The 22,891-nt window shown below is 72.8% G+C and carries 21 protein-coding genes; 16 read left to right on the top strand and 5 right to left on the bottom strand.

Going from position 1 to position 22,891, the window contains the following annotated elements; all coding sequences use genetic code 11:
- Positions 1-194 precede the first annotated feature (194 nt).
- Both ACFWFR_RS06420 and ACFWFR_RS06415 read left to right on the top strand, forming a co-directional pair.
- Entirely contained in the window at positions 195-1,934 is a 1,740-nt protein-coding gene (locus ACFWFR_RS06420; RefSeq protein ID WP_377621913.1) for a multicopper oxidase family protein, read from the top strand.
- A gap of 93 nt (positions 1,935-2,027) precedes the next feature.
- Positions 2,028-3,371 carry a M20/M25/M40 family metallo-hydrolase gene (locus ACFWFR_RS06415; protein WP_191804779.1) on the top strand — a complete coding sequence of 448 codons (1,344 nt, stop codon included), beginning with the start codon at positions 2,028-2,030 and terminating at the stop codon, positions 3,369-3,371.
- A 72-nt stretch (positions 3,372-3,443) separates the two neighbouring features.
- Here ACFWFR_RS06415 and ACFWFR_RS06410 read toward each other — a convergent pair whose 3' ends face one another.
- Positions 3,444-3,674, bottom strand: coding sequence for a DUF5703 family protein (locus ACFWFR_RS06410; protein ID WP_056646951.1), 231 nt, complete (start codon positions 3,672-3,674; stop codon positions 3,444-3,446).
- Positions 3,675-3,786: 112 nt separating this feature from the next.
- Between ACFWFR_RS06410 and ACFWFR_RS06405 the strand changes: the two genes are divergently transcribed.
- Positions 3,787-4,107: a primosomal protein gene (locus tag ACFWFR_RS06405; RefSeq protein WP_191804781.1), complete on the top strand. Its 321-nt coding sequence runs from the start codon at positions 3,787-3,789 to the stop codon at positions 4,105-4,107.
- 3 nt (positions 4,108-4,110) lie between these two features.
- Here ACFWFR_RS06405 and ACFWFR_RS06400 read toward each other — a convergent pair whose 3' ends face one another.
- Positions 4,111-5,079: an aldo/keto reductase gene (locus tag ACFWFR_RS06400; RefSeq protein ID WP_191804783.1), complete on the bottom strand. Its 969-nt coding sequence runs from the start codon at positions 5,077-5,079 to the stop codon at positions 4,111-4,113.
- 195 nt (positions 5,080-5,274) lie between these two features.
- On the opposite strand from ACFWFR_RS06400, the gene ACFWFR_RS06395 reads away from it, so the two are divergent.
- Positions 5,275-6,135: an undecaprenyl-diphosphate phosphatase gene (locus ACFWFR_RS06395; RefSeq protein ID WP_191804785.1), complete on the top strand. Its 861-nt coding sequence runs from the start codon at positions 5,275-5,277 to the stop codon at positions 6,133-6,135.
- Between the two features lie 4 nt (positions 6,136-6,139).
- Here the strand turns inward: ACFWFR_RS06395 and ACFWFR_RS06390 are convergent, their stop codons facing one another.
- Positions 6,140-7,291, bottom strand: a complete 1,152-nt coding sequence (locus tag ACFWFR_RS06390) for a CorA family divalent cation transporter (protein WP_377621912.1) — start codon at positions 7,289-7,291, stop codon at positions 6,140-6,142.
- A gap of 120 nt (positions 7,292-7,411) precedes the next feature.
- On the opposite strand from ACFWFR_RS06390, the gene mshC reads away from it, so the two are divergent.
- Positions 7,412-8,686, top strand: a complete 1,275-nt coding sequence (gene mshC, locus ACFWFR_RS06385) for a cysteine--1-D-myo-inosityl 2-amino-2-deoxy-alpha-D-glucopyranoside ligase (RefSeq protein WP_377621910.1) — start codon at positions 7,412-7,414, stop codon at positions 8,684-8,686.
- A 115-nt stretch (positions 8,687-8,801) separates the two neighbouring features.
- Here mshC and ACFWFR_RS06380 read toward each other — a convergent pair whose 3' ends face one another.
- Positions 8,802-9,722, bottom strand: coding sequence for a PAC2 family protein (locus tag ACFWFR_RS06380; RefSeq protein ID WP_082608563.1), 921 nt, complete (start codon positions 9,720-9,722; stop codon positions 8,802-8,804).
- 135 nt (positions 9,723-9,857) lie between these two features.
- On the opposite strand from ACFWFR_RS06380, the gene ACFWFR_RS06375 reads away from it, so the two are divergent.
- Positions 9,858-10,589, top strand: coding sequence for an HAD family hydrolase (locus tag ACFWFR_RS06375; protein ID WP_377621909.1), 732 nt, complete (start codon positions 9,858-9,860; stop codon positions 10,587-10,589).
- Positions 10,590-10,593: 4 nt separating this feature from the next.
- Here ACFWFR_RS06375 and ACFWFR_RS06370 read toward each other — a convergent pair whose 3' ends face one another.
- Positions 10,594-11,532, bottom strand: a complete 939-nt coding sequence (locus ACFWFR_RS06370) for a RecB family exonuclease (RefSeq protein WP_377621907.1) — start codon at positions 11,530-11,532, stop codon at positions 10,594-10,596.
- 85 nt (positions 11,533-11,617) lie between these two features.
- Between ACFWFR_RS06370 and ACFWFR_RS06365 the strand changes: the two genes are divergently transcribed.
- From ACFWFR_RS06365 to hisF, 10 genes are all read left to right on the top strand, one after another.
- Complete coding sequence (locus tag ACFWFR_RS06365) at positions 11,618-12,784, top strand: site-2 protease family protein (RefSeq protein ID WP_377621905.1); 1,167 nt, start codon at positions 11,618-11,620, stop codon at positions 12,782-12,784.
- A 60-nt stretch (positions 12,785-12,844) separates the two neighbouring features.
- Positions 12,845-14,005, top strand: coding sequence for a tRNA (adenine-N1)-methyltransferase (locus ACFWFR_RS06360; protein ID WP_377621903.1), 1,161 nt, complete (start codon positions 12,845-12,847; stop codon positions 14,003-14,005).
- Positions 14,006-14,163: 158 nt separating this feature from the next.
- Entirely contained in the window at positions 14,164-15,855 is a 1,692-nt protein-coding gene (arc, locus tag ACFWFR_RS06355) for a proteasome ATPase (protein ID WP_191804796.1), read from the top strand.
- Positions 15,856-16,054: 199 nt separating this feature from the next.
- On the top strand, positions 16,055-17,698 hold the full coding sequence (gene dop / locus ACFWFR_RS06350) for a depupylase/deamidase Dop (protein ID WP_377621915.1): 1,644 nt from the start codon (positions 16,055-16,057) through the stop codon (positions 17,696-17,698).
- Between the two features lie 137 nt (positions 17,699-17,835).
- Positions 17,836-18,027 (top strand): ubiquitin-like protein Pup, encoded by a 192-nt coding sequence (locus ACFWFR_RS06345; protein WP_056764875.1) that lies wholly within the window; start codon positions 17,836-17,838, stop codon positions 18,025-18,027.
- Between the two features lie 20 nt (positions 18,028-18,047).
- On the top strand, positions 18,048-18,983 hold the full coding sequence (prcB, locus tag ACFWFR_RS06340; protein ID WP_377621900.1) for a proteasome subunit beta: 936 nt from the start codon (positions 18,048-18,050) through the stop codon (positions 18,981-18,983).
- Positions 18,980-19,711 carry a proteasome subunit alpha gene (gene prcA, locus ACFWFR_RS06335; RefSeq protein WP_191804800.1) on the top strand — a complete coding sequence of 244 codons (732 nt, stop codon included), beginning with the start codon at positions 18,980-18,982 and terminating at the stop codon, positions 19,709-19,711. Before prcB ends, prcA begins: the two co-directional genes overlap by 4 nt.
- Positions 19,701-21,062 carry a Pup--protein ligase gene (pafA, locus tag ACFWFR_RS06330; protein ID WP_056646915.1) on the top strand — a complete coding sequence of 454 codons (1,362 nt, stop codon included), beginning with the start codon at positions 19,701-19,703 and terminating at the stop codon, positions 21,060-21,062. Before prcA ends, pafA begins: the two co-directional genes overlap by 11 nt.
- A gap of 94 nt (positions 21,063-21,156) precedes the next feature.
- Positions 21,157-22,086 (top strand): FKBP-type peptidyl-prolyl cis-trans isomerase, encoded by a 930-nt coding sequence (locus ACFWFR_RS06325; protein ID WP_377621898.1) that lies wholly within the window; start codon positions 21,157-21,159, stop codon positions 22,084-22,086.
- Between the two features lie 3 nt (positions 22,087-22,089).
- Positions 22,090-22,860, top strand: a complete 771-nt coding sequence (gene hisF / locus ACFWFR_RS06320; RefSeq protein ID WP_191804802.1) for an imidazole glycerol phosphate synthase subunit HisF — start codon at positions 22,090-22,092, stop codon at positions 22,858-22,860.
- The last annotated feature ends 31 nt before the right edge of the window (positions 22,861-22,891 follow it).

Genomic DNA, 22,891 nt, shown 5'->3' with positions numbered 1-22,891 from the left:
CGGGGCACCCGCGCACGGGTCCACCTCGGCGCCCGGGCGTCGGGAGCGCACCAGGGTCGGTTCAGGGCAGTAGTGGGGGAGACCCCCGATGTGCCCGACGACGCGCCCTCCCTAGCCTGGAGACGAGCCACCCCGGTGGCTCGCCGAGCGCGGAGCCGTCCGCGCCGACCTGACCTGGGAGCCTCGCGACCGACATGACCACGCTGCCCGACGGCGACACCGCCCTCCCCGGGACCCCCGCGGAGGGTGACGGGCCTTCCCGGCCCGAGCCTCGCCGTCGGCGCCGCTGGGGCGTCGTGGTGGTGGTGCTCGTCGCCCTCGTCGTCGGAGGCATCGCGGCAGGTGTCGCCGTGGCCTTCTCCGGGGGTGCGACCTCGACCGCGGGCGAGGTCGAGTTCACGCGCCCGCTCGCGATCCCGCCGCTGGCCGGGTCGAGCGTCGAGGACGGGGTCCGGGTGTTCTCGCTCGACCTGCAGGAGGGTGAGACCGACCTGGGGCAGGGCGGGCTCACCCCGACGCTCGGCGTCGACGGGTCGTTCCTGGGGCCGACGCTGCGCTCGACCCGCGGCGAGCAGGTCCGCATCGAGGTGACGAACTCGATGTCCGAGACGAGCACGCTGCACTGGCACGGCATGAAGCTCCCCGCGGTCATGGACGGCGGCCCGCACCAGCAGGTCGACCCCGGGCAGACGTGGTCCCCGACGTGGACGGTCTCCCAGCCCGCGGCGACGCTCTGGTACCACCCGCACCTGCACGGACGCACGGCCGACCACGTCTACCGCGGCCTGGCGGGCCTCTTCCTGCTCGACGAGCCTGCGGGCTCGCCCGAGGCCGCGGTCCAGGACGCCCTGCCGCACGAGTACGGCGTGGACGACGTCCCCCTCGTGGTCCAGGACAAGAAGTTCCACCCGGACGGCAGGCTCGACGACGCCGACCCCTTCCTGTCGAGCACGGGGGTGCGCGGTGCAGTGGTCCTGGTCAACGGGACGCCGGAGCCGTACCTCGACGTCACGACCGAGCGGGTCCGGCTGCGCGTGCTCAACGGGTCCAACGCGCGCGTCTACGACCTCGGGTTCGACGACGGTCGCGACTTCCAGCTGGTCGGCTCGGACGGTGGCCTGCTCGGCGCGCCCGTCACGACCGACCGCATCCAGCTCTCACCGGGTGACCGGGCCGAGATCGTGGTCGCGCTCACCCCCGGCGAACGGACCGTGCTGCGCAGCTTCCCGCAGGAGCTCGGGGTGAACGCCTTCACCGCGCGGTTCGCCGGCGGGGACGACACCCTCGACGTGCTCGAGCTGCGCGCGGCCGACCGGCTCGAGCCCTCGGGGCCCGTGCCGACGACCCTGGCGGACGTCCCCGCCGCGGACGCGGCGAGCGCGGTCGCCACGCGCCGCTTCGAGCTGTCGGGCACCTCGATCAACGGCCAGGACATGGACCTGCGCAGGATCGACGAGGTCGTCGACGCCGGCGCGACCGAGGTCTGGGAGGTCACGAGCCTCGACGACTCGCCGCACAACTTCCACGTCCACGACGCCCAGTTCCAGGTGCTCGACGTCTCGGGCGAGCCGCCTCCCCTCGAGCTCGAGGGGTGGCAGGACACGGTCTACGTGCGCCCCGGCAGGATCACGCGGCTCCTGGTCACGTTCGGCACCGCTCCCGACGCCGAGCACCCCTACATGTTCCACTGCCACCTGCTCCGCCACGAGGACCAGGGGATGATGGGGCAGTTCGTGGTCGTCGACCCGGCGGCAGCCCCCGGTACGGCGGGGCGCCCCGCCCCGGGCGACCTGCTGCCGGGGGTGAGCGACGACGTCGGGCACGAGGGCGACCACGCGTCCACGTCCGACGACGCGTCGCGCGGTGGGACCGGCCCGCGACGCTCGCCCCTCACGGACGGTGCGGACCTCGCGGGCGCCGGACACCACGGCTGAGGTCTGACCACATGTCGTGGCCTCGTGCGTTCGCGGGGCGAGACACCTCGCGATCGCTTCGAGGGCGGCGAACCCAGCGGGTACGGTGTGGCCATGACGAGCCACGCCCACCCCGCGAACCCCCCGGCCCACCCGACCGCCGAGCAGGAGGTCGCGCGCATCTGCCAGGACCTGCTGCGCATCGACACGTCGAACTTCGGGGACGGGTCGGGCCCGGGCGAGCGCGCCGCGGCCGAGTACGTCATGGCCTCGCTCCACGAGGTCGGGCTGAGCCCCGAGCTGTTCGAGTCCGCACCGGGACGGGCGAGCGTCGTGGTGCGCCTGCCGGGTCAGGACCCCACGCGCCCCGCGCTCGTCCTGCACGGGCACCTCGACGTCGTCCCCGCACAGGCCTCGGACTGGTCCGTGGACCCGTTCGCGGGCGAGGAGAAGGACGGGCTGCTGTGGGGGCGCGGCGCGGTCGACATGAAGGACATGGACGCGATGATCCTCGCGGTCGTGCGCCAGATGGTCCGCGAGGGCCGCAAGCCCGCACGCGACGTCGTCGTGGCGTTCTTCGCCGACGAGGAGGCGGGCGGCACGTACGGCGCGAGCTGGGCCGTCGACCACCGCCCCGAGATCTTCGAGGGCGCGACCGAGGCCATCAGCGAGGTCGGTGGGTTCTCCGTGGACATCGACGGCAAGCGTGCCTATCTGCTCCAGACCGCCGAGAAGGGCATCGCCTGGCTGAAGCTCGTCGCCGACGGCCGCGCCGGGCACGGCTCGCAGGTCAACACCGACAACGCCGTGACGCACCTCGCGGCCGCGGTCGCGCGCATCGGTGCCTACCAGTGGCCGTACACCATCACGCCCACGGTCGACGCGCTGCTGCGCGGCGTGGCCGACCTGACCGGACTGCCCTACGACCCTCGCGACCAGGCCGGTATCGACGCGCTCGTCGCGGCCCTCGGCCCGGCCGCGAAGTTCGTCGGCGCGACCGTACGTCACACGTCCAACCCGACCCAGCTGGGCGCAGGCTACAAGGCCAACGTCATCCCCGGGCGCGCAGAGGCCGCAGTCGACGTGCGCCTGCTGCCCGGGCACGAGGACGAGGGCTTCGCGGTCATCGAGGGGCTCGTGGGCGAGCACGTGCGGATCGAGCCCATCCACCGCGACATCTCGCTCGAGGTGCCCTTCGAGGGCGACCTGGTCGACGCCATGATCGCGTCGCTGCACGCCGAGGACCCGGGCGCCACGGTCCTGCCGTACACGCTCTCGGGCGGGACCGACAACAAGTCCCTCGCGCGGCTCGGCATCACGGGCTACGGGTTCGCGCCGCTCCAGCTCCCCGCGGACCTGGACTTCTCGGGCATGTTCCACGGGGTCGACGAGCGCGTGCCCGTCGCGTCCCTGAAGTTCGGCGTGCGCGTCCTGGACCGCCTGCTGCGGACCTGCTGAGGCGACCGCGCCCTGCCCGTCGACGAGCCCGGCGGGCAGGGGCGGCCGGACCCCGCCGAGGGCGGGGCGAGCTCAGAGGGTCGAGCGCACCCGGATGATCTTGCGGCGCAGCCACACGCGCCGCTCGCCGCCCACGTACAGGCGTGTGCGCTCGAGCTCCCAGTGGCCGTGCTCGGCCTCGTCGGTCAGGAGGCGGACCGCGTCGTGCCGGCTCACCGACCTGTCGATCGTGAGCACCCGGTACTCGTACTGGCCGCCGTTCTCGGCCCAGCCGGTCCGCTGCCGAGGGGTCGTGCTCGTCATCCGTCACCGTCCACGCGTTCGTTCCGAGCCGGGGGAGCGGTGAGCCGTACCTCACCCTCCCGCCGAGGGATTCCGAGTGCCATTGTGCCTCGCGCAGGTCTACCGTCAGGGTATGACCGCTGACCCGCGCGCCGCTCTCGATCGATTCATCGCGGCCCTCGAGGCCCACTACACCGCGGTCGCCGCTCGCCGTGGCGAGGACGACCCGGCGGTCGACGACGCCTACTACGTGCTGGCCGACGCCTACGAGGTGTACGACGAGGCGCTCGCCCAGGTGCACGGTGAGGCCACGCCGTTCTACCTCGCGGAGGACGACGAGGACGACGACGACGAGGGTGACGAGGACGGCGACGACGAGGGCGACGAGCAGGACTTCGACGACCAGGACGAGGAGCTCGACCAGGTCGACCTGAGCGACGGCGTCAGCCGCTGACCCTCACCAGCGCTCGGGGTACCCGAGCGGCAGCGCGCTGACGTCGTCGAGCGCGTAGTGCACCGCGTCGGGCAGCTCGAGGTCGCAGGCCGCGAGCGAGGCGCGCAGCTGCGCGGGGGTGCGCGCCCCGACGATCGCGCTCGACACGGCCGGCCGCTCGAGCAGCCAGGCCAGGGCGACGTCGAGGGGTGCGCGGCCCAGGCCGTTCGCGGCCGTCGCCACGGCCTCGACGATCCCCGACGACGCCCCGTCGAGGTAGGGCTGCACGAACCCGGCCAGGTGCGAGGACGCACCGCGTGAGTCCGCGGGCAGCGAGCTGCGGTACTTGCCCGTGAGGACCCCCCGCCCCAGGGGGGACCACGCGAGGACCCCGAACCCCATCTCGGTCGCGGCCGGCACGACGTCGCGCTCGATCCCGCGCTGGAGCAGCGAGTACTCGAGCTCGACCGCGGCGAGCCCCACGTCACCGTGCGCGTCGAGCGAGGCCGCGGCGCGGGCGGCGGCCCATCCAGGGTGGTTGGACAGCCCCACGTAGCGCGCACGCCCCGTCGTGACCGCGAGCCGCAGCGCCGAGAGCGTCTCGGTGAACGGCGTGCGCGGGTCGGGGGTGTGGACCAGGAAGAGGTCGACGTGGTCCGTCCCCAGCCGTTCGAGCGAGGCGTCGAGCGAGTCGAGCAGCGCACCGCGCGAGGCGTCCACGGCGTTGCCGTCGGCCGTGGTCCGGATGCCCGCCTTGGTGCACAGCAGGACCTCGCGACGGTCGACCTTGCCCGCGAGGATCGAGCCGATCATGGACTCGCTGTCACCGCCGCCGTAGGAGGCCGCGGTGTCGACGAGGTTGCCCCCGGCGTCGACGAAGTCGCGGAGCTGCTCCGCGGCGTCGATCTCGTCGGTGTCGCGGCCCCACGTCATGGTCCCGAGGCCCAGGGGTGAGACGCGCAGGCCGGTACGACCGAGCTGACGAAGTTCCATGCGCGGCAGATTACCGGCCAGGGGCGCCCCCCGCCCGGACGTGGCGCGCGTCGCCGGGGTGAGGTCCGTCGCTCTGGGCCGACGCGTCCAGCCGGTGTCCGGGAGGTGGCCGGCGTGCGGCGGCTCGGTGACGGTTGCCCCCGCGGGGCCTGTCGGTCCTGGAGGGTGGCGGCGGGGCAGGTATCGTGACCGCTCGTGAATGCGTGGGAAGCGATCCTCCTCGGCCTCGTCCAGGGCCTGACCGAGTTCTTGCCGGTGTCCTCGAGCGCGCACCTGCGCATCGTGGGAGAGCTGATCGGCTCCTCGGACCCGGGGGCCGCCTTCACGGCGATCACCCAGATCGGTACCGAGACGGCTGTCATCCTCTACTTCCGGCGAGACATCGCCACGATCTGCTCGGCCTGGTGGCGGGCGTTGCGCGGTGACAGCGGGACCGACTGGCGCTCGCGCATGGGCAAGCACGACCACCACGCCGCGATGGCATGGTTCATCGCGCTCGGCTCGATCCCGATCGTGGTCCTGGGCCTGGCGTTCCAGGACGCGATCGAGGCGTCGCTGCGCAACCTGTACATCACGGCCCTCACCCTGACCGTCTTCGCCCTGCTGCTCGGCTTCGCGGACCGGGTCGGTGCCAAGACGCGCACGCTCGACGAGCTGACGCCGCGTCAGGCCGTCGGTTTCGGGCTGGCGCAGGCGCTCGCCCTGGTCCCCGGTGTGTCCCGGTCGGGAGGCACCATCACCGCGGGCCTGCTCATGGGCTTCACACGCGAGGCCGCGGCACGCTACTCGTTCCTGCTCGCGATCCCCGCGGTCCTGGGCTCGGGGTTCTACCAGCTCGCCAAGTCGGTCACGGGCGAGCCCGTCCCGGGGTCGCCCGGCTTCGGTGCGACCCTCATCGCGACCCTGGTCGCGTTCGTCGTGGGCTACCTCGTGATCATCGCGTTCCTCAAGATCGTCTCGACGTTCAGCTACAAGCCGTTCGTGATCTACCGGCTCGTGCTCGCTGCGGTCGTCGTGATCCTGCTCACGGTGGGCGTGCTCCAGCCGCTCGCTTGAGGGGCTACATCCAGCCGACCTTCTTGAACGCGCCGTAGAGCCCGAAGCAGCCGGCCACCATGATCGCGATGGCCACGGGGTAGCCCAGCGTCCAGTGGAGCTCGGGCATGTGGTCGAAGTTCATGCCGTAGATCCCGCCGACGATCGTGGGGAACACGAGGATCGCTGCCCAGGCGCTGATCGTGCGCATGTCCTCGTTCTGGCGCACCGACACCTGGGACAGGTGCACCGAGAGCATGTCGGAGAGCAGGTCGTCGTGCGCGTCGAGGTGTCGGTCGATCCGTTCGACGGTCGACACGAGCCGCTCCATGAGCCGCTTGTCGAACGTGATGCGGGACCGGGCGCTGCCCGAGACCAGCTCGGGGAGCTCGGCCGTGATGGGCAGCAGAGCGCGGCGGGCCTCGGTGATCTCCCGCTTGAGGTCGTAGATGGGCACGACCGGGTCCACGTTCCGCTGCCGCTCGAACACGAGCTTCTCGACCTCGGCGACCGCGTCGCCGAGCGCGAGCTCGACGTCCGAGGCCGTGGCGACGAGCGCGAACAGCGCCTCCTCGGCGAGATGGCGGAACCCGGTGCTGCGTCCGTGCGACGGGCCGGTCAGGTGCTCGCGCATGCGGTCGTGGACGCCTGCGGCGCCCTTCTCGACCGTGACGACCACGTCGGGTCCCACGAGGAGGCAGAAGCTGCCCGTGCTGACCTGGCGGTCCTCCTCCTGGAACGACACGGTGGGCGTGACGACCAGGAGCCAGTCCATCCCGATGTGCTCGACGTGCGCGACGGGGTGCTTGACGCGCGCGTGCACGGGCAGGTGCCCGCGGCCCACCTGGCTCGAGAGCCCGACGCCCAGCGCGTCCGCCGCGCTCACGAAGTCCTCGAGCGTGCGCACCTCGTACCAGCGCGTGCCGCCTGTTCCCTTGCCGCCCGATCCCTCGCCGCCGCTGCCCGACGTCTCGCTGTCGGTCCCGGCCGGAGCCCCCTCGCCGTCCTTCTCCCACCGGCCCGACCAGTCCCCGGGGTGCGTCACGGGTGTCACGCGCCCGTCGGGCCCCTCGACCCACAGCTCCTTGTACCGGGTGGGCTCCGAGCGCGGGGCGCCCTGTTCGTCGGGCCGGCCACCGGTGGGGCGGGGGGCGTCGGGTCGTGTGGGTTGGCTCACCCCTGCATTCTGGCCCGACGGCGCAGGCGCGCCACCGGGGCGGGCGCGCCCTCGCCGTCGGGCACCTCGCCCGACGAGCGCGGCGGAACCCGTGGGACCGTTCGCGGTTAAGGTTGTCGCGTGCACTCCTGGCCCATGCCCCAGATCCCGTCCCTGCCCGGCCGCGGCCTCCCGATCCAGGTGCACGACAGCACCACCGGGGAGCTCGTCGTCGCCGCGGAGGGGGACACCGCGACCATGTACGTCTGCGGGATCACCCCGTACGACGCGACCCACATCGGGCACGCCGCGACCTACGTCGGTTTCGACCTCCTCAACCGCGCGTGGCGCGACGCGGGTCACACCGTGACGCACGCGTCCAACGTGACCGACGTCGACGACCCGCTGCTCGAGCGCGCGACCGCGACCGGCGTGGACTGGTGGGACCTCGCGGTCGAGCAGACGGCCCTGCTGGCCGAGGACATGACGGCCCTCGGCGTCGTGCCCCCCGACGTGTACCGCGGCGCGGTCGAGGCCATCCCCGACGTGGTCCAGGCCGTCGAGGCGCTCATCGAGGACGGCTTCGCCTACCGCGTCCCGGTCGAGCCCGGCGCGGGCGGAGACGCCCCCGAGCTCGGCGACGTGTACGCGGACCTGAGCGCCGACGCGCGCTTCGGCGCGGTCTCGCGGCTCAGCCGCGACGACATGGTGCGGCTCTTCGGCGAGCGCGGGGGAGACCCCGAGCGCGACGGCAAGAAGGACCCCCTCGACCCGCTGCTGTGGCGGCGCGAGCGCGTGGGCGAGCCCTCGTGGGACGGTGCGAGCCTCGGCACCGGGCGCCCCGGCTGGCACATCGAGTGCGCGGTCATCGCCCGTGACGGGCTGGGCCTGCCCTTCGACATCCAGGGCGGCGGCGCCGACCTGCTCTTCCCGCACCACGAGATGTCGACCTCGCACGACCGCCTGCTCGACCACGGGTTCGGTGCGCGCAACCACGTGCACGCCGGCCTGGTCGCCTACCAGGGCGAGAAGATGAGCAAGTCGCGCGGGAACCTCGTGTTCGTCTCCGCCCTGCGCGCCACGGGCGTCGACCCCATGGCCATCCGCCTCGCGCTCCTCGCGCACCACTACCGCTCCGAGTGGGAGTGGACCGACGCGGACCTCCCGGCCGGCGTCGAGCGCCTCGAGCGCTGGCGCTCGGCCGTCTCCGGCAACGGCGGACCCGACGCCGACGCGACCCTCGCCGCGGTGCGCGAGGCGCTCGCGAACGACCTCGACGCGCCCACGGCGCTCGCGGCCGTCGACGCGTGGGCCGACGTCTCGCTCGCGGAGGGCCGGGACACCTCGGGTGACACCGAGGGCGCCCCCGGGGTGATCTCGCGGACGGTCAACGCCCTGCTCGGGGTGCGTCTCTAGAACCTGTCGAACGGCCGGTGCAGCCGGCCGGTGGACGCCGCGGCCCGCGGCGCCTTCCCTGAGGGGTGGCGCCGCGGGCCGTAGTCGTCCTGGGTCGCCCTGCCCGGGCCCTTCGCTAGGGCAGGGGCCCACCCGACCCGTTGTCGCGGCGGCGCAGGTAGCGCTCGAACTCGCGCGCGATCGCCTCGCCGCTCGCCTCGGGCAGCTCGGCCGTGTCCTTGGCCTCCTCGAGCTGCTGGACGTACTCCGCGATCTCGGCGTCCTCGGCCGCGAGCTCGTCGACGCCGTGCTGCCAGGCCACGGCCTCCTCGGGCAGGTCGCCCAGCGGGACGGGGTCCGACAAGAGCTCCTCGACCCGCGCCAGGATCGCGAGCGTGGCCTTGGGGGAGGGCGAGTTCGCGACGTAGTGCGGCACGGCCGCCCACAGCGACACCGACTGCATGCCGCGCTCGGCCGCCGCGTGCTGGAGCACGCCGACGATCCCCGTGGGGCCCTCGTACGAGCTCTGCTCGACGTCGAGGACCGCGCGCAGCCCCACGCTCTCCGACGTGGCAGTCATGGGGATGGGGCGCGTGTGCGGGACGTCGGCCAGCAGCGCGCCGATCGTCACGACGGTCGTGACCCCCTCGCGCTCGGCGATGTCGAGCAGCTCGCGGCAGAACGTGCGCCAGCGCATCGACGGCTCGATCCCGTGCACCAGGACCACGCGGCGCCCGCTGGCCGGCACGGTCACCGCGGTCACGGTCGTGGTGGGCCAGGTGATCTCCCGGCGGCCGTCGTCCGAGGTGGTCACGACCGGGCGGTTGACCTGGAAGTCGTGGTACTCCTCGGGGTCGATCGCTGCGATCTCCTCCGCGCCCCAGACGTCGTGCAGGTGCAGGAGCGCGGCGGTCGCGGCGCCCCCCGCGTCGTTCCACCCCTCGAACGCCGCCAGCATCACGGCCTGGCGAGGCTCGTCGGCCGACGACGGGGGTAGTGCCGGGGTGGTCGGCTCGGGCAGGTCGGCCGGGTCGATCGGTTCCGGGGTCTCGTTCATCGTCCCAGCCTAGGCCGCGCAGGCGGCGGGGCGGGGCAGCCGACGCGCACCACCCCCGACGGGGAGGCCGTGTGAGCGGGCGGGCTATGGTGGCAGGGACGGCCACGAACCGTCCCCCCGAGCATGGAGAATGCGTTGAACCCCCTGGAAGCACCCGATCTCACCCGCACCGACAGCGCCCCTCGCGAGGCGCTCGCCCTGCCACAAGCCGTCCTGTGGGACATGGACGGCACGCTCGTCGACACCGAGCCGTACTGGATCGCCGCCGAGCACGAGCTCGTCGAGGCGCACGGCGGCACCTGGTCGCACGAGCAGGCCCTGCAGATGGTCGGCAACCCCCTGACCGAGTCGGCCAAGATCCTCCAGGACGCGGGCGTCGACCTGCCCTCCGAGCAGATCATCGACTTCCTCATCTCGCGCGTGATCGAGCAGGTCCGCGTCGAGGTCCCCTGGCAGCCGGGAGCCCGAGAGCTCCTCGCCGAGCTCCGGGAGCGCGGCGTGCCGTGCGCCCTGGTGACGATGTCCTACCGGTCGCTCGCCGAGCAGGTCGTCCAGATGGCGCCGGCCGGGTCGTTCGTGACCCTGGTGTGCGGCGACGAGGTCACGCACGGCAAGCCGCACCCCGAGCCGTACCTCGCGGCGGCCGAGCGGCTGGGCGTCGACGTGACGCGCTGCGTCGCGATCGAGGACTCGCCCACGGGCATCGCGTCCGCGCGGGCCGCCGGCGCGGCGACGCTCGGCGTCGAGGCGGTCGTGCCCGTCCCGGTGCTGCCGGGACTGAGCCGCACGCCGTCGCTCGCGCTCGTCGACGTCGACGCGCTCTCGCGCATCCTCGCGGGCGACGTGGTCGACCTCATCGAGGACTGACGGGCTAGGGAGCGGCCGCCTCCGGGGCGATCCCGAGCGCCAGCTCGATCGCACCCTCGGGGATCTCCGGGGGCGTGCCGCCGAACTGCGGGCACAGGGCCTGGTGCGCGCACCACCCGCACAGCGGGGTCTTGCGCGGGGCCCACTGCCCGCTGCGGGCCGCCTGCGTGATCGAGGACCACAGCGTCCGCACCTGCTCCTCGACCGCGACGAGGTCTGCCTCCTGCGGCTCGGCCCGCAGCACCTGGCCGTCGCCCAGGTAGACGAGCTGGAGCATCTTGGGGATCTCACCCCGCTCGCGCCACAGGACGAGGCCGTAGAACCGCATCTGGAAGAGCGCCGAGCCCTGGTACTGGGGCCGAGGAGTCTTGCCCGTCTTGTAGTCCACGACCCGCATCGCGCCGTTCGGGGCGACGTCCAGCCTGTCCACGATGCCGCGCAGCAGCGGGCCGTCCTCGAGCTGGGTCTCGACGAACATCTCGCGCTCGGCCGGTTCGAGGCGGTTGGGGTCCTCGAGCGTGAAGTAGGTGCCCAGGAGGTTCCCGGCGCCCTCGAGCCACTCCTGGACCGCGCCCCCCGGTGCGCTGCCGGGCTCGCCGGCGCCCGCGAAGAGCTCGGCGTAGCGGGGCTCGGCCTCCTGGAGGCGGTCCCACTCGCCCGGGACCATGGCCTGCGCGGCCGCGAGCGTGCGCTCGCCCACCGGGGCGTCGTACAGCCGCTCGAGCACCGAGTGGACCAGGGTGCCGCGCGCGGCCGCCGCGCTGGGCGGCTCGGGGAGGCGGTCCACGACCCGGAACCGGAACAGCAACGGGCACTGCATGAAGTCGTTCGCCCGTGACGGCGACAGCGCCGGTCGCCGACGCTCGCGGGGGGATTCGCCGACGGGCTCGACCGTCAGGTCGGGGGAGTCGGTGCCGACGAGGTCGGGGGCGAGGGACGTCATGCGTCGAGCCTACGTGTCGACGCCCACACGCCCGCCACGCTCCACAGCACGGGTTCGGCACAGGTGCCCGACATAGGGTGTCGACGTGGAGACCACCCCGGCACCGGCACGTCGCGCCCCCCGAGACCCGCACCTGACGAAGGGCTGGGTCATCGGCCGGGTGTCGGGCGCGCCCGTCATCCTCACGCCCTCGTGGTTCCTCGCCGCGGCCGTCCTGACGCTCCTGTTCTCCCCGACGGTGCGCAGCTTCGCGCCGGGACTGGGCGTGGGGATCTACCTGGTCTCGTTCGTGTTCGTGCTGCTGCTGTTCGTCTCGGTCTTCCTGCACGAGGTCGCCCACGCCGTGGTCGCCAAGTCCCGTGGGCACGAGGTCACCGAGCTCGCGGTGACGATCTGGGGCGGGCACACGGCCTACTCGGGCACGTCGCGACGTCCCCTCGACGGGATCCTCATCTCGGTCGTGGGCCCGCTGACGAACCTGCTCCTCGCGGTCGTGTGCTGGTTCGCGTTCCAGGCGCAGCCGACCATGACGGTCCCCGCGCTGCTGCTCTACGCGGCGGCGTTCTCCAACGCGTTCGTGGGTGTCTTCAACCTGCTGCCGGGCCTGCCGCTCGACGGCGGTCAGATCCTCGAGTCCGCGGTCTGGGCCGTGACGGGTTCCCGGACCCGGGGCACGATCGTCGCGGGCTGGGTCGGGCGCGTCGTGGCCGTGGGCGTCGTGGCGTGGGCCCTGGGCTGGCCCCTGCTCAACGGCTACGAGGTGGACCTGTTCACGGTCGCGTGGGCCGCGCTGATCGGCGCGTTCCTGTGGTCCGGGGCGGGGGCAGCGATCACGAACGGCCGCACGCGCGAGGCGGTCGCGGGCCTCACGGTGGCCTCGCTCGCTTACCCGGCCGTCGCGGTGCCCGTGGCCACCACAGTGTCCGACGCCGTCGCGGCGGCCCAGCGCGCGGGTGCGGGGCACGTCGTGCTCACCGACGCGCTCGGGCACCCCGTGGCCTACGCCGACCCCGCGGCCGTCGCGGCCGTGCCGCCCGCCCAGGCGCCGCTGACCCCGGTCGGGGCCGTCGCCGTCGGGCTGCCGCCCACCGCGCAGGTGGACGTGCACCTCGCAGGCCAGGCCATGCTCGACGCGGTCGCCTCCGCGACGCGCGACGCACCCCTGCTCGTCGTGACGGACGCCGGGCGCGTCGTCGGGCTGCTCGACGTGAGCCACGTCGTCGCGGCGCTCCAGGCCGCGCGCGGGCGCTGAGGGCCCCCGGCCCCGCCGACGGGACTCCCGCGCCGGGCAGCCCGACTAGGATGGTCGCCCGTGACCCAAGAGCCCACGCACGACGCGCCCGCCCCGTCCGCCCCGAGCGACGCCCCCGCCTCGCCGGCCCCCACGGCGACCGGCGCCGACGTGCGCCGCGGCCCCCTGCGGCTCGGTGACAAGGTCCAGCTGACGGACCCGCGCGGTCGCCTGCACACCATCACCCTCGCGACCGGGGCCACGTTCCACACGCACCGCGGCTACCTCAACCACGAGGACCTGGTCGGCCTGCCCGAGGGCTCGGTCGTGCGCAACACCGCGGGCATCGAGTACCTCGCGCTGCGCCCGCTGCTGGCCGACTACGTCCTGTCGATGCCGCGCGGCGCGGCCGTGGTCTACCCCAAGGACGCGGGCCAGATCGTCGCGATGGCGGACATCTACCCCGGTGCGCGCGTCATCGAGGCCGGCGTCGGCTCGGGCGCGCTGACCATGTCGCTCCTGCGAGCGGTCGGCGACCAGGGCTCGGTGCACTCGATCGAGCGCCGCGAGGACTTCGCCGCGATCGCGCGCGGCAACGTCGAGCTGTTCTTCGGCGGGGAGCACCCCGCGTGGGAGCTCTCGGTCGGGGACCTGTCCGACGTCCTGCCCCATGTCGCGGAGAACGGCTCGATCGACCGGGTCGTGCTCGACATGCTCGCGCCGTGGGAGAACCTCGACGCGGTCGCCGACGCGCTCGCCCCGGGCGGTGTGCTGATCTGCTACGTCGCGACCGCGACCCAGCTCTCGCGCCTCGCCGAGGACCTGCGTGCCGACGGGCGCTATGCCGAGCCCTCGGCCTGGGAGTCCCTTGTCCGTGGCTGGCACCTCGAGGGTCTCGCGGTGCGCCCGCAGCACCGCATGGTCGGGCACACGGGCTTCCTGCTCACCGCTCGCCGCCTGGCCGACGGCACGGTCGCACCGCTGCGCAAGCGTCGCCCCGCCAAGGGCTCGTACCCCGTCGCCGAGGAGTGGACGCCCGAGGACCTGGGCGAGCGGTCGGTCTCCGACAAGCGCGTGCGTCGCGTGCGCCGTGACGTCGGCCAGGGCCCGCAGCTCGACCCGCGCACGGGCCAGCCGCTCGTGCCCGTCCCCGACGACGAGGCCGCGGACGTCGCGGCCCTCGTCGAGGACGACGCCGCTGCGGACACCCTGGACGTTTCGGACGCCGTCGACAACGATTGAGGAACGACGGTCTCAGCAGGGGTGTCCCTGCAGCGGCCGCCCAGGTCTTGTGCGTAAGGTCGAGCCTCGATCACCGGGCTGCCGGAGGTCGGTGACGCGCCGGTGACGGGGTCGACCGCACGACCTCCTGACGGCGCCAGGCGAGAGGGAGAAGCCGGATGACCGAGACACCTGGACTGACACCTGGACAGACCCCGAGCCGTGATAGTGAACGCCAGCAGGCGATCCTGTCGGCCAAGAACGAGCGCCTCGCGGAGGCGCTGCGTGCGGCGCGGGACCAGATCATCGACCTCAAGCGTCAGATCGACGAGCTCGCCAAGCCGCCGGGGACGTACGCGGTCTTCCTCGGAGCCCACCCGGACGGGACGGTCGACGTCTCCGCCGCGGGCCGCAAGATGCACGTGGGCGCGAGCCCCAGCCTCGACCTGTCGACGCTGCACCCGGGCCAGGAGGTCAAGCTCAACGAGGCCATGACCGTGGTCTCGGCGGGCGGCTACGAGCAGGTCGGGGAGCTCGTGACCGTCAAGGAGCTCCTGGGCTCGGACCGCGCGCTCGTCGTCGGGCGCTCGGACGAGGAGCGCGTGGTCCGTCTCGCGGGCTCGCTCGCCGACGCGCCGCTGCGCATCGGGGACTCGCTCACGATCGACACGCGCAGCGGCTTCGTGTTCGAGATCGTGCCCAAGTCCGAGGTCGAGGAGCTGGTCCTCGAGGAGGTCCCGGACATCGACTACTCGGACATCGGCGGGCTGGGGCCGCAGATCGAGCAGATCCGCGACGCGGTCGAGCTACCGTTCAGCCACCCCGACCTGTTCCGCGAGCACGGGCTGCGCCCACCCAAGGGCGTCCTGCTGTACGGGCCCCCCGGGTGCGGCAAGACGCTCATCGCCAAGGCCGTGGCCAACTCCCTCGCGCACACGGTCGCCAAGGCGCGGGCCGCGGCGGGCGAGCTCGCGGGCGAGGAGGTCACCTCGGACCCGGACGGCGCCAAGAGCTACTTCCTCAACGTCAAGGGCCCCGAGCTGCTCAACAAGTACGTGGGGGAGACCGAGCGCCACATCCGGCTGATCTTCGCCCGTGCCCGGGAGAAGGCCTCGCAGGGCACGCCCGTCGTGGTCTTCTTCGACGAGATGGAGTCGCTGTTCCGCACGCGGGGCACCGGGCTGTCCTCGGACGTCGAGACCACGATCGTGCCCCAGCTCCTGAGCGAGATCGACGGCGTCGAGCGCCTCGACAACGTGATCGTCATCGGCGCGTCCAACCGTGAGGACATGATCGACCCCGCGATCCTGCGGCCCGGTCGTCTCGACGTGAAGATCAAGATCGAGCGACCGGACGCCGAGGGCGCCAAGGAGATCTTCGCGAAGTACCTGACGACCGACCTGCCGATCCACCCCGAGGACCTCGCCGAGCACGGGGGCAGCGCCCAGGGTGCGATCGACGCCATGATCACTAGCGTGGTCGAGCGCATGTACTCCCAGGAGGACGAGAACCAGTTCCTCGAGGTCACGTACGCGAGCGGCGACAAGGAGGTCCTGTACTTCAAGGACTTCAACTCGGGGGCCATGATCCAGAACGTCGTGGACCGCGCCAAGAAGTCCGCGATCAAGGACCTCCTGGCGACCGGTCAGCGCGGCATCCGGGTCGAGCACCTGCTCGCGGCGTGCGTCGACGAGTTCAAGGAGAACGAGGACCTGCCCAACACGACCAACCCGGACGACTGGGCGCGCATCTCGGGCAAGAAGGGCGAGCGCATCGTCTTCATCCGCACGATCGTCCAGAAGAAGGGCGACGGGGCGGGGGCCGTGGCGCGCACGATCGACACGGTCACGAGCACGGGGCAGTACTTGTAGGTGCCCGCGGGCACGGACGCCGGCGCGAGGCGCCGTGCAGCACGGCCAGGCCCGACGGCGCAGCCCGCCGCCGGGCCTGGCGCGCGTCCGGGACGACTCACCCAGGGCTGAACCCGGCCCGTGGGAGCCGAGCCGTGGACAGCCCGCCCCGCCGTCGGGACCCCGGCATAGGGTGGTGCTCGTGACCGTGCGACGCGTGATGGGGATCGAGACCGAGTACGGCGTGCTGCAGCCCGGGCGACCGCAGGCGAACCCGATGCTCCTGTCGAGCCAGGTCGTGACCACCTACCGGGCGCTCGCGGCCCGCGCCGACGGGGCCCGGGGCAAGGCCCGCTGGGACTACGACGACGAGGACCCCCTGCAGGACGCCCGGGGCTTCCACCTCCAGCGTTCGGCGGCCCATCCCTCGCTCCTGACGGACGACCCGACCCGGCCGGCGCCGTCGGGCCCCGTGACGGCCCGGGCACAGGGCGCGGAGACCTTCCAGGAGGTCGCCCGGCCCACGCACGAGGACTACGACGACCCGAGCGCCGCGAACGTCATCCTGACGAACGGGGCGCGCCTGTACGTCGACCACGCGCACCCCGAGTACTCCTCGCCCGAGGTGACCAACCCGACCGACGCGGTGTGCTGGGACGTCGCGGGCGAGCGCATCATGCTCGCGGCCTCGCGCGAGCTGGGCGCGGTCCCGGGCTCGGAGGTCGCGCTCTACAAGAACAACGTCGACGGCAAGGGCGCGTCCTACGGCACGCACGAGAACTACCTCGTGGACCGGGCCGTGCCGTTCGCCACGCTCGTCGAGCTGCTCACCCCCTTCCTCGTGACGCGGCAGGTGTTCACGGGCTCGGGACGCGTCGGCCTGGGCTCGGTGGGCCAGGAGCCGGGCTTCCAGCTCTCGCAGCGGGCCGACTACATGGAGGCCGAGGTCGGCCTCGAGACGACGCTGCGCCGCCCCATCGTCAACACGCGTGACGAGCCGCACGCCGACCGCCAGCGCTGGCGTCGCCTGCACCTGATCATCGGTGACGCGAACCTCTTCGAGGTCGCGACCTACCTCAAGCTCGGCACCACGTCCCTCGTGCTGTTCGTGATCGAGCAGCTCGACGCGCTCTCGGCGGTCGAGGGCCCCTCCGGGGCCTCGCTGCGCGCCGAGCTCGCGGACCTGCGCCTGCACGACCCGGTGTCCGACGTGCAGAAGGTCAGCCGCGACCTCGACCTCACGGCGCCGCTCCTGCTCGCGGACGGGCGTCACCTGACGGCGCTCGAGGTGCAGCGGACCTACGCCGACGTGGCCCGCCGGGCCGCGGAGCACCTGGGTCCTCTCGACGACCAGACCCGCGCGGTCCTCGACCGCTGGGACTCGGTCCTGGCCCGCCTCGGGACGGACCCGGCGTCGTGCGCCCGGGAGGTCGAGTGGGTCGCCAAGCTGCGCCTGCTCGACCGCCTGCGCCGGCGCGACCACCTCGACTGGGACCACCCGCGGCTGGCAGCGATGGACCTCCAGTGGTCCGACGTGCGCCCCGAGCGCAGCATCTACCACCGGCTGCTCGCCGCAGGGGCCGCCGAGCGGCTCGTCGACGAGCGGGCGGTGTCGCAGGCCGTCCACCACGCGCCCGAGGACACCCGGGCGTACTTCCGGGGCGAGGTCATGGCCCGGTTCGGCGACGAGGTCTCGGCCGCGAGCTGGGACTCGGTGATCTTCGACGTCGCCGGCGCCCCCTCGCTCCAGCGCGTGCCCATGCTCGACCCGCTGCGCGGGACCCGGGCGCACATCGGCGCGCTGCTCGAGGCGAGCAAGGACGCCGGAGCGCTGCTCACACGCCTGTCCGGGACGTCGCGATGACTCGCACGCGCGGCGCGCTCCGGCGCGGACCCGGCCGGAGAGCCTAGGCTTCGAGAAGACGCGGTCCCCGTCACGGCGGGTCCGCCCCGCACGTCAGCACGGCACGTCAGCAGGATCGACACACCCAGGAGGCGAAGATGGCCCAGGAACGCACCAGCGCATCGCACGAGGACCGCCGTCCCGACGACGACGCGGCGCCCGCGCCCGTCGCCCCGCAGGCGCAGAGCCGGGACGCGGAGGTCGACTCGCTCCTGGAGGAGATCGACGAGGTCCTCGAGTCCAACGCCGAGTCCTTCGTCAGGGGCTTCGTCCAGAAGGGCGGCGAGTAGCCGAGAGGGGCCGGGAGCTGATGACCATGGACTTCTCCGGGCGTCTGCCGCACGCCTTCACCACCCCGGGCTCCTCGTCGTTCGTGGAGTTCCTCGCGAGCCACGCCCCCGACCTCCTGCCGTCCCACCGGGTCGGCACCACGGGGGCCGCGGGGCACGCCGCCCCGGCGGGGCCGGGGGCACAGCTCGCGCCGCACGCGACCACGATCGTCGCCCTGACCTTCGGGGACGCCGGGCCGGCGGGCGCGGGAGGTGAGGTGGGCGTGGTCATGGCGGGCGACCGCCGCGCCACGATGGGCTCGATGATCGCGAACCGGGAGATCGAGAAGGTCTTCCCGGCCGACGAGTTCTCCGCGGTGGGGATCGCGGGCACCGCCGGGATCGCCGTCGAGCTCGTGCGCCTCTTCCAGCTCGAGCTCGAGCACTACGAGAAGATCGAGGGTGCACTGCTGTCCCTCGACGGCAAGGCGAACCGCCTCTCGACCATGATCCGTCAGAACCTGGGCCTCGCGATGCAGGGTCTGGCCGTGGTGCCCTTGTTCGCGGGGTACGACCTCGACCGGGGGACGGGCCGCATCTTCTCGTACGACGTCACGGGCGGACGCTACGAGGAGCGTGACCACCACAGCGTCGGCTCGGGATCGGTCTTCGCCCGCGGCTCGCTCAAGAAGCGCTGGCACCCGGGGCTCGACGCCCAGGGCGCGGTGCACGTCGCGGTCGAGGCGCTCTACGACGCGGCCGACGACGACTCGGCGACGGGGGGCCCGGACTCCGTCCGGCAGATCTGGCCCGTGGTCGTCACGGTGACTGCCGACGGGTACCGGCGCGTGCCCGACGACGAGCTCGCCGCGGTCGCGGCGCAGATCGTCGCCGAGCGCACCGAGCAGGCCGACGGGAACCGCGCGGCGCGCCCCCGGGCACCGCGGACCGCAGGACAGGGAGGTGACGCACTGTGAGCATGCCGTTCTACGTCTCGCCCGAGCAGCTCATGAAGGACCGGGCGGACTTCGCGCGCAAGGGCATCGCCCGCGGTCGCTCGGTCGTCGTGCTCGCCTACGACGACGGCATCGCGTTCGCGACGCACAACCCGTCCAGGTCGCTGCACAAGATCTCGGAGATCTACGACCGCATCGCGTTCGCGGCCGTGGGCAAGTACAACGAGTTCGAGAACCTGCGCGTCGCGGGCGTGCGCTACGCCGACCTGCGCGGCTACTCCTACGACCGGGCCGACGTCAACGCCCGCGGGCTCGCGAACGCCTACGCGCAGACGCTCGGCACGGTCTTCACGACCGAGTCCAAGCCGCTCGAGGTCGAGCTCGTCGTGGCCGAGGTGGGGCCCAGCCCCGCGCAGGACCAGATCTACCGGCTCTCCTACGACGGGTCGGTCGCGGACGAGACCGGGTTCGTCGTCATGGGCGGTCAGGCCGAGCAGCTCGGGCGCGACCTGGGCGAGGCGTGGCGTCCCGGGATGACCCTGCCCGAGGTCCTGCACCTCGCGGTCTCGACGCTCGGCGGCGCCGACGCACGTGACGCCCCCGAGGGCGAGCAGGCCATCCCCGCGAGCCAGCTCGAGGTCGCGGTGCTCGACCGTACGCGCCCGCGCCGGGCGTTCCGCCGGCTCACCGGCACGGTGCTGGCCGGTCTGCTCGAGGAGAAGCCAGAGGAGGCTCCGCATGGACCGTAGGATCTTCGGCCTCGAGACCGAGTACGGCGTGACGTGCGCGTCCGACGACGGGCGCGGCCTGTCCGCCGACGAGGTCGCGCGCTACCTGTTCCGCAAGGTCGTCGCGTGGGGCCGGTCGTCGAACGTGTTCCTGCGCAACGGGTCGCGCCTGTACCTCGACGTCGGCTCCCACCCCGAGTACGCGACGGCCGAGTGCGACGACGTGCGCCAGCTCGTGGCCTACGACCGGGGCGGCGAGCGCATCCTCGAGGGGCTCGTCGCGGACGCCCAGGAGAGGCTCGAGCACGAGGGCCTGCCCGGTCGGATCCACCTGTTCAAGAACAACACCGACTCGGCGGGCAACTCCTACGGCTGCCACGAGAACTACCTCGTGCGCCGCCAGGGCGACTTCTCGCGGCTCTCCGACGTGCTGGTGCCGTTCCTCATCACGCGCCAGGTGCTCACGGGGGCCGGCAAGATCCTCGCGACGCCGCGCGGGGCGATCTTCGCGCTGTCGCAGCGCGCGGACCACATCTGGGAGTCCGTCTCGAGCGCGACCACGCGCTCGCGCCCCATCATCAACACGCGCGACGAGCCCCACGCGGACGCCGAGCAGTACCGGCGTCTGCACGTGATCGTCGGGGACTCGTCCATGGCCGAGACCACGACCATGCTCAAGGTCGGGGCGACCGACCTGATCCTGCGCATGATCGAGGCAGGGGTGCCCATGCGGGACATGGCGCTCGAGAACCCCATCCGGTCGATCCGCGAGATCAGCCACGACATGACGGGTCGTCACCCCGTGCAGATGGCGAACGGGCGCACCGTGACCGCGGTGGACCTGCAGGGCGAGTACCTCCAGCGCGTCAAGGAGTACGTCGACGCGAACGAGACGCCCACGCCCGTCGTCAAGCAGGTCCTGGACCTGTGGGAGCGCGGGCTGCGGGCGCTGGAGACCGACGACCTCTCGCTCGTCGACCGCGAGCTGGACTGGGTCATCAAGCTCAAGATCCTGAGGCGCTACCAGGAGAAGCACGGGCTGGAGCTCGACGACCCGCGCATCGCGCGCCTCGACCTCGCGTACCACGACATCTCGCGCACCGAGGGCCTCTACAACATGCTCGCGGCGCGCGGCATGGTCGAGCGGATCACGACCGACCTCGAGGTGTTCGAGTCCACGGCCGTCCCGCCGCAGACGACACGTGCCAAGCTGCGGGGCGACTTCGTGCGCAAGGCGCAGGAGGCCCGCCGCGACTACACGGTCGACTGGGTGCACCTCAAGCTCAACGACCAGGCGCAGCGCACGGTGCTGTGCAAGGACCCGTTCCAGAACGTCGACGAGAGGGTCGAGCGGCTCATCGAGTCGATGTGACGGGACTCCCGCCCGCGGGCCGGACCGAGCAGTGACCGGGGAGCCTCCACCGTTAAGGTGGTGGCTCCCTGTCCCGTCCCGCCCGAGGAGCGTCGTGCGTCGTGTGTCCCGCCGGCCTGCGGCCGTCGTCCTGGCCCTGGTGGTCGCGGTGTCCGCCGCCGCCGGGTGCGCAGAACCGACGGGGAACGCGGCTCCTGCCCACACCCAGGTCGCGGTCTCCGGGCTGCTCGGTGAGCCCCCCGTGGTCACGTTCGACCAGCCTCTGACGATTCCCGAGACCCGCTCCGAGGTCCTCGTGCCCGGGACGGGCGAGGCCCTGGTCGAGGGACAGCCGGTCCTCCTGAACATGTACGGGGTCGACGGGCGCGACGGGTCGGTGATCCAGAGCACCTTCGTCGACGCTCCTGCGGCGCACCGGCTCACCGCCGAGTCCCTCGGCTCGGAGGTCGTCGACGCCCTGGTGGGCCAGCGCGTCGGTGCCCGGGTCCTGTTCCTCGAAGAGGCGGACGACGTCCCGGTCGTGCTCGTGATCGACGTGCTGCCCTCCCGGGCGACCGGCGAGGCCGTGGCACCGGTCGAGGGGCTCCCCGTCGTGACGCTCGACGCCGACGGCGTCCCGTCGGTCGAGGTGCCCGCGGGCACGGCCCCACCGGGCGACCTGATCGTCCAGCCGCTCGTGCGGGGCGCCGGCGTGCAGATCGAGGCGGGCCAGGTCATCACGGTCCGCTTCACGGGCGTCGCGTGGTCCACGGGCGAGGTCGTCGACTCGAACTGGGCGCCCGGGTCCCTGCCCGCCTCGACCATGGTCGGCATCGGCCAGATCATCGAGGGGTGGGAACAAGGGCTTCTCGAGCAGAGCGTCGGCAGCCAGGTGCTGCTGGTCGTCCCCCCGTCGCTCGCCTACGGGGGGACCGCCAAGCCGTTCGCGGACGAGACGCTGGTCTACGTCGTGGACATCCTGGACGCACACTTCCCGGTGGTCGACGAGACCCCGGGTTCCGAAGGTCAGACGGAAGGTCAATAGCTCATGTCGGTCACGGTCCGTGTCATCCCCTGCCTGGACGTCGACGCAGGTCGCGTCGTCAAGGGGGTCAACTTCGAGAACCTGCGGGACGCGGGCGACCCGGTCGAGCTCGCGGCCCGCTACGACGCCGAAGGGGCCGACGAGCTGACGTTCCTCGACGTCTCTGCCTCGTCGGGCAACCGTGAGACCACGTACGACGTGGTGCGGCGCACGGCCGAGCAGGTCTTCGTGCCGCTCACGGTCGGGGGCGGCGTGCGGACCACCGACGACGTGGACAAGCTCCTGCGCGCTGGCGCGGACAAGGTGGGCGTCAACACGGCCGCGATCGCCCGCCCCGAGCTCATCGCGGAGATCGCGGACCGGTTCGGCAGCCAGGTGCTCGTGCTCTCGGTCGACGCGCGTCGCGTGAGCGGCGAGACCCGCACCGAGTCGGGCTACGAGGTGACCACGCACGGCGGTCGCCGCGGCACGGGCATCGACGCGGTCGAGTGGGCCGCGCGCGCGGCGGGGCTGGGTGCGGGGGAGATCCTGCTGAACTCGATGGACGCCGACGGCATGACGAGCGGGTTCGACCTGGAGATGTTCGCGGCCGTGCGTCCCGAGGTGAGCGTCCCGCTCATCGCGAGCGGCGGGGCGGGCACCCCGGAGCACTTCGCGCAGGCGGCGCAGGCGGGGGCGGACGCGGTCCTCGCGGCGAGCGTCTTCCACTTCCGGACCCTGACGATCGGTGACGTCAAGGCGCACATGCGCGACGCGGGCGTCCTGGTCCGCTGAGGCCGGGACGCGGGGCGTGCCGGGAGGTCCC

Origin of the sequence: Oerskovia sp. NPDC060287, from assembly GCF_042726775.1 — a bacterium.
Lineage (GTDB): Bacteria > Actinomycetota > Actinomycetes > Actinomycetales > Cellulomonadaceae > Oerskovia > Oerskovia merdavium.
The sequence above is the reverse complement of the archived record's forward strand: the minus strand, read 5'-3'. Positions and strand labels throughout refer to the sequence as shown.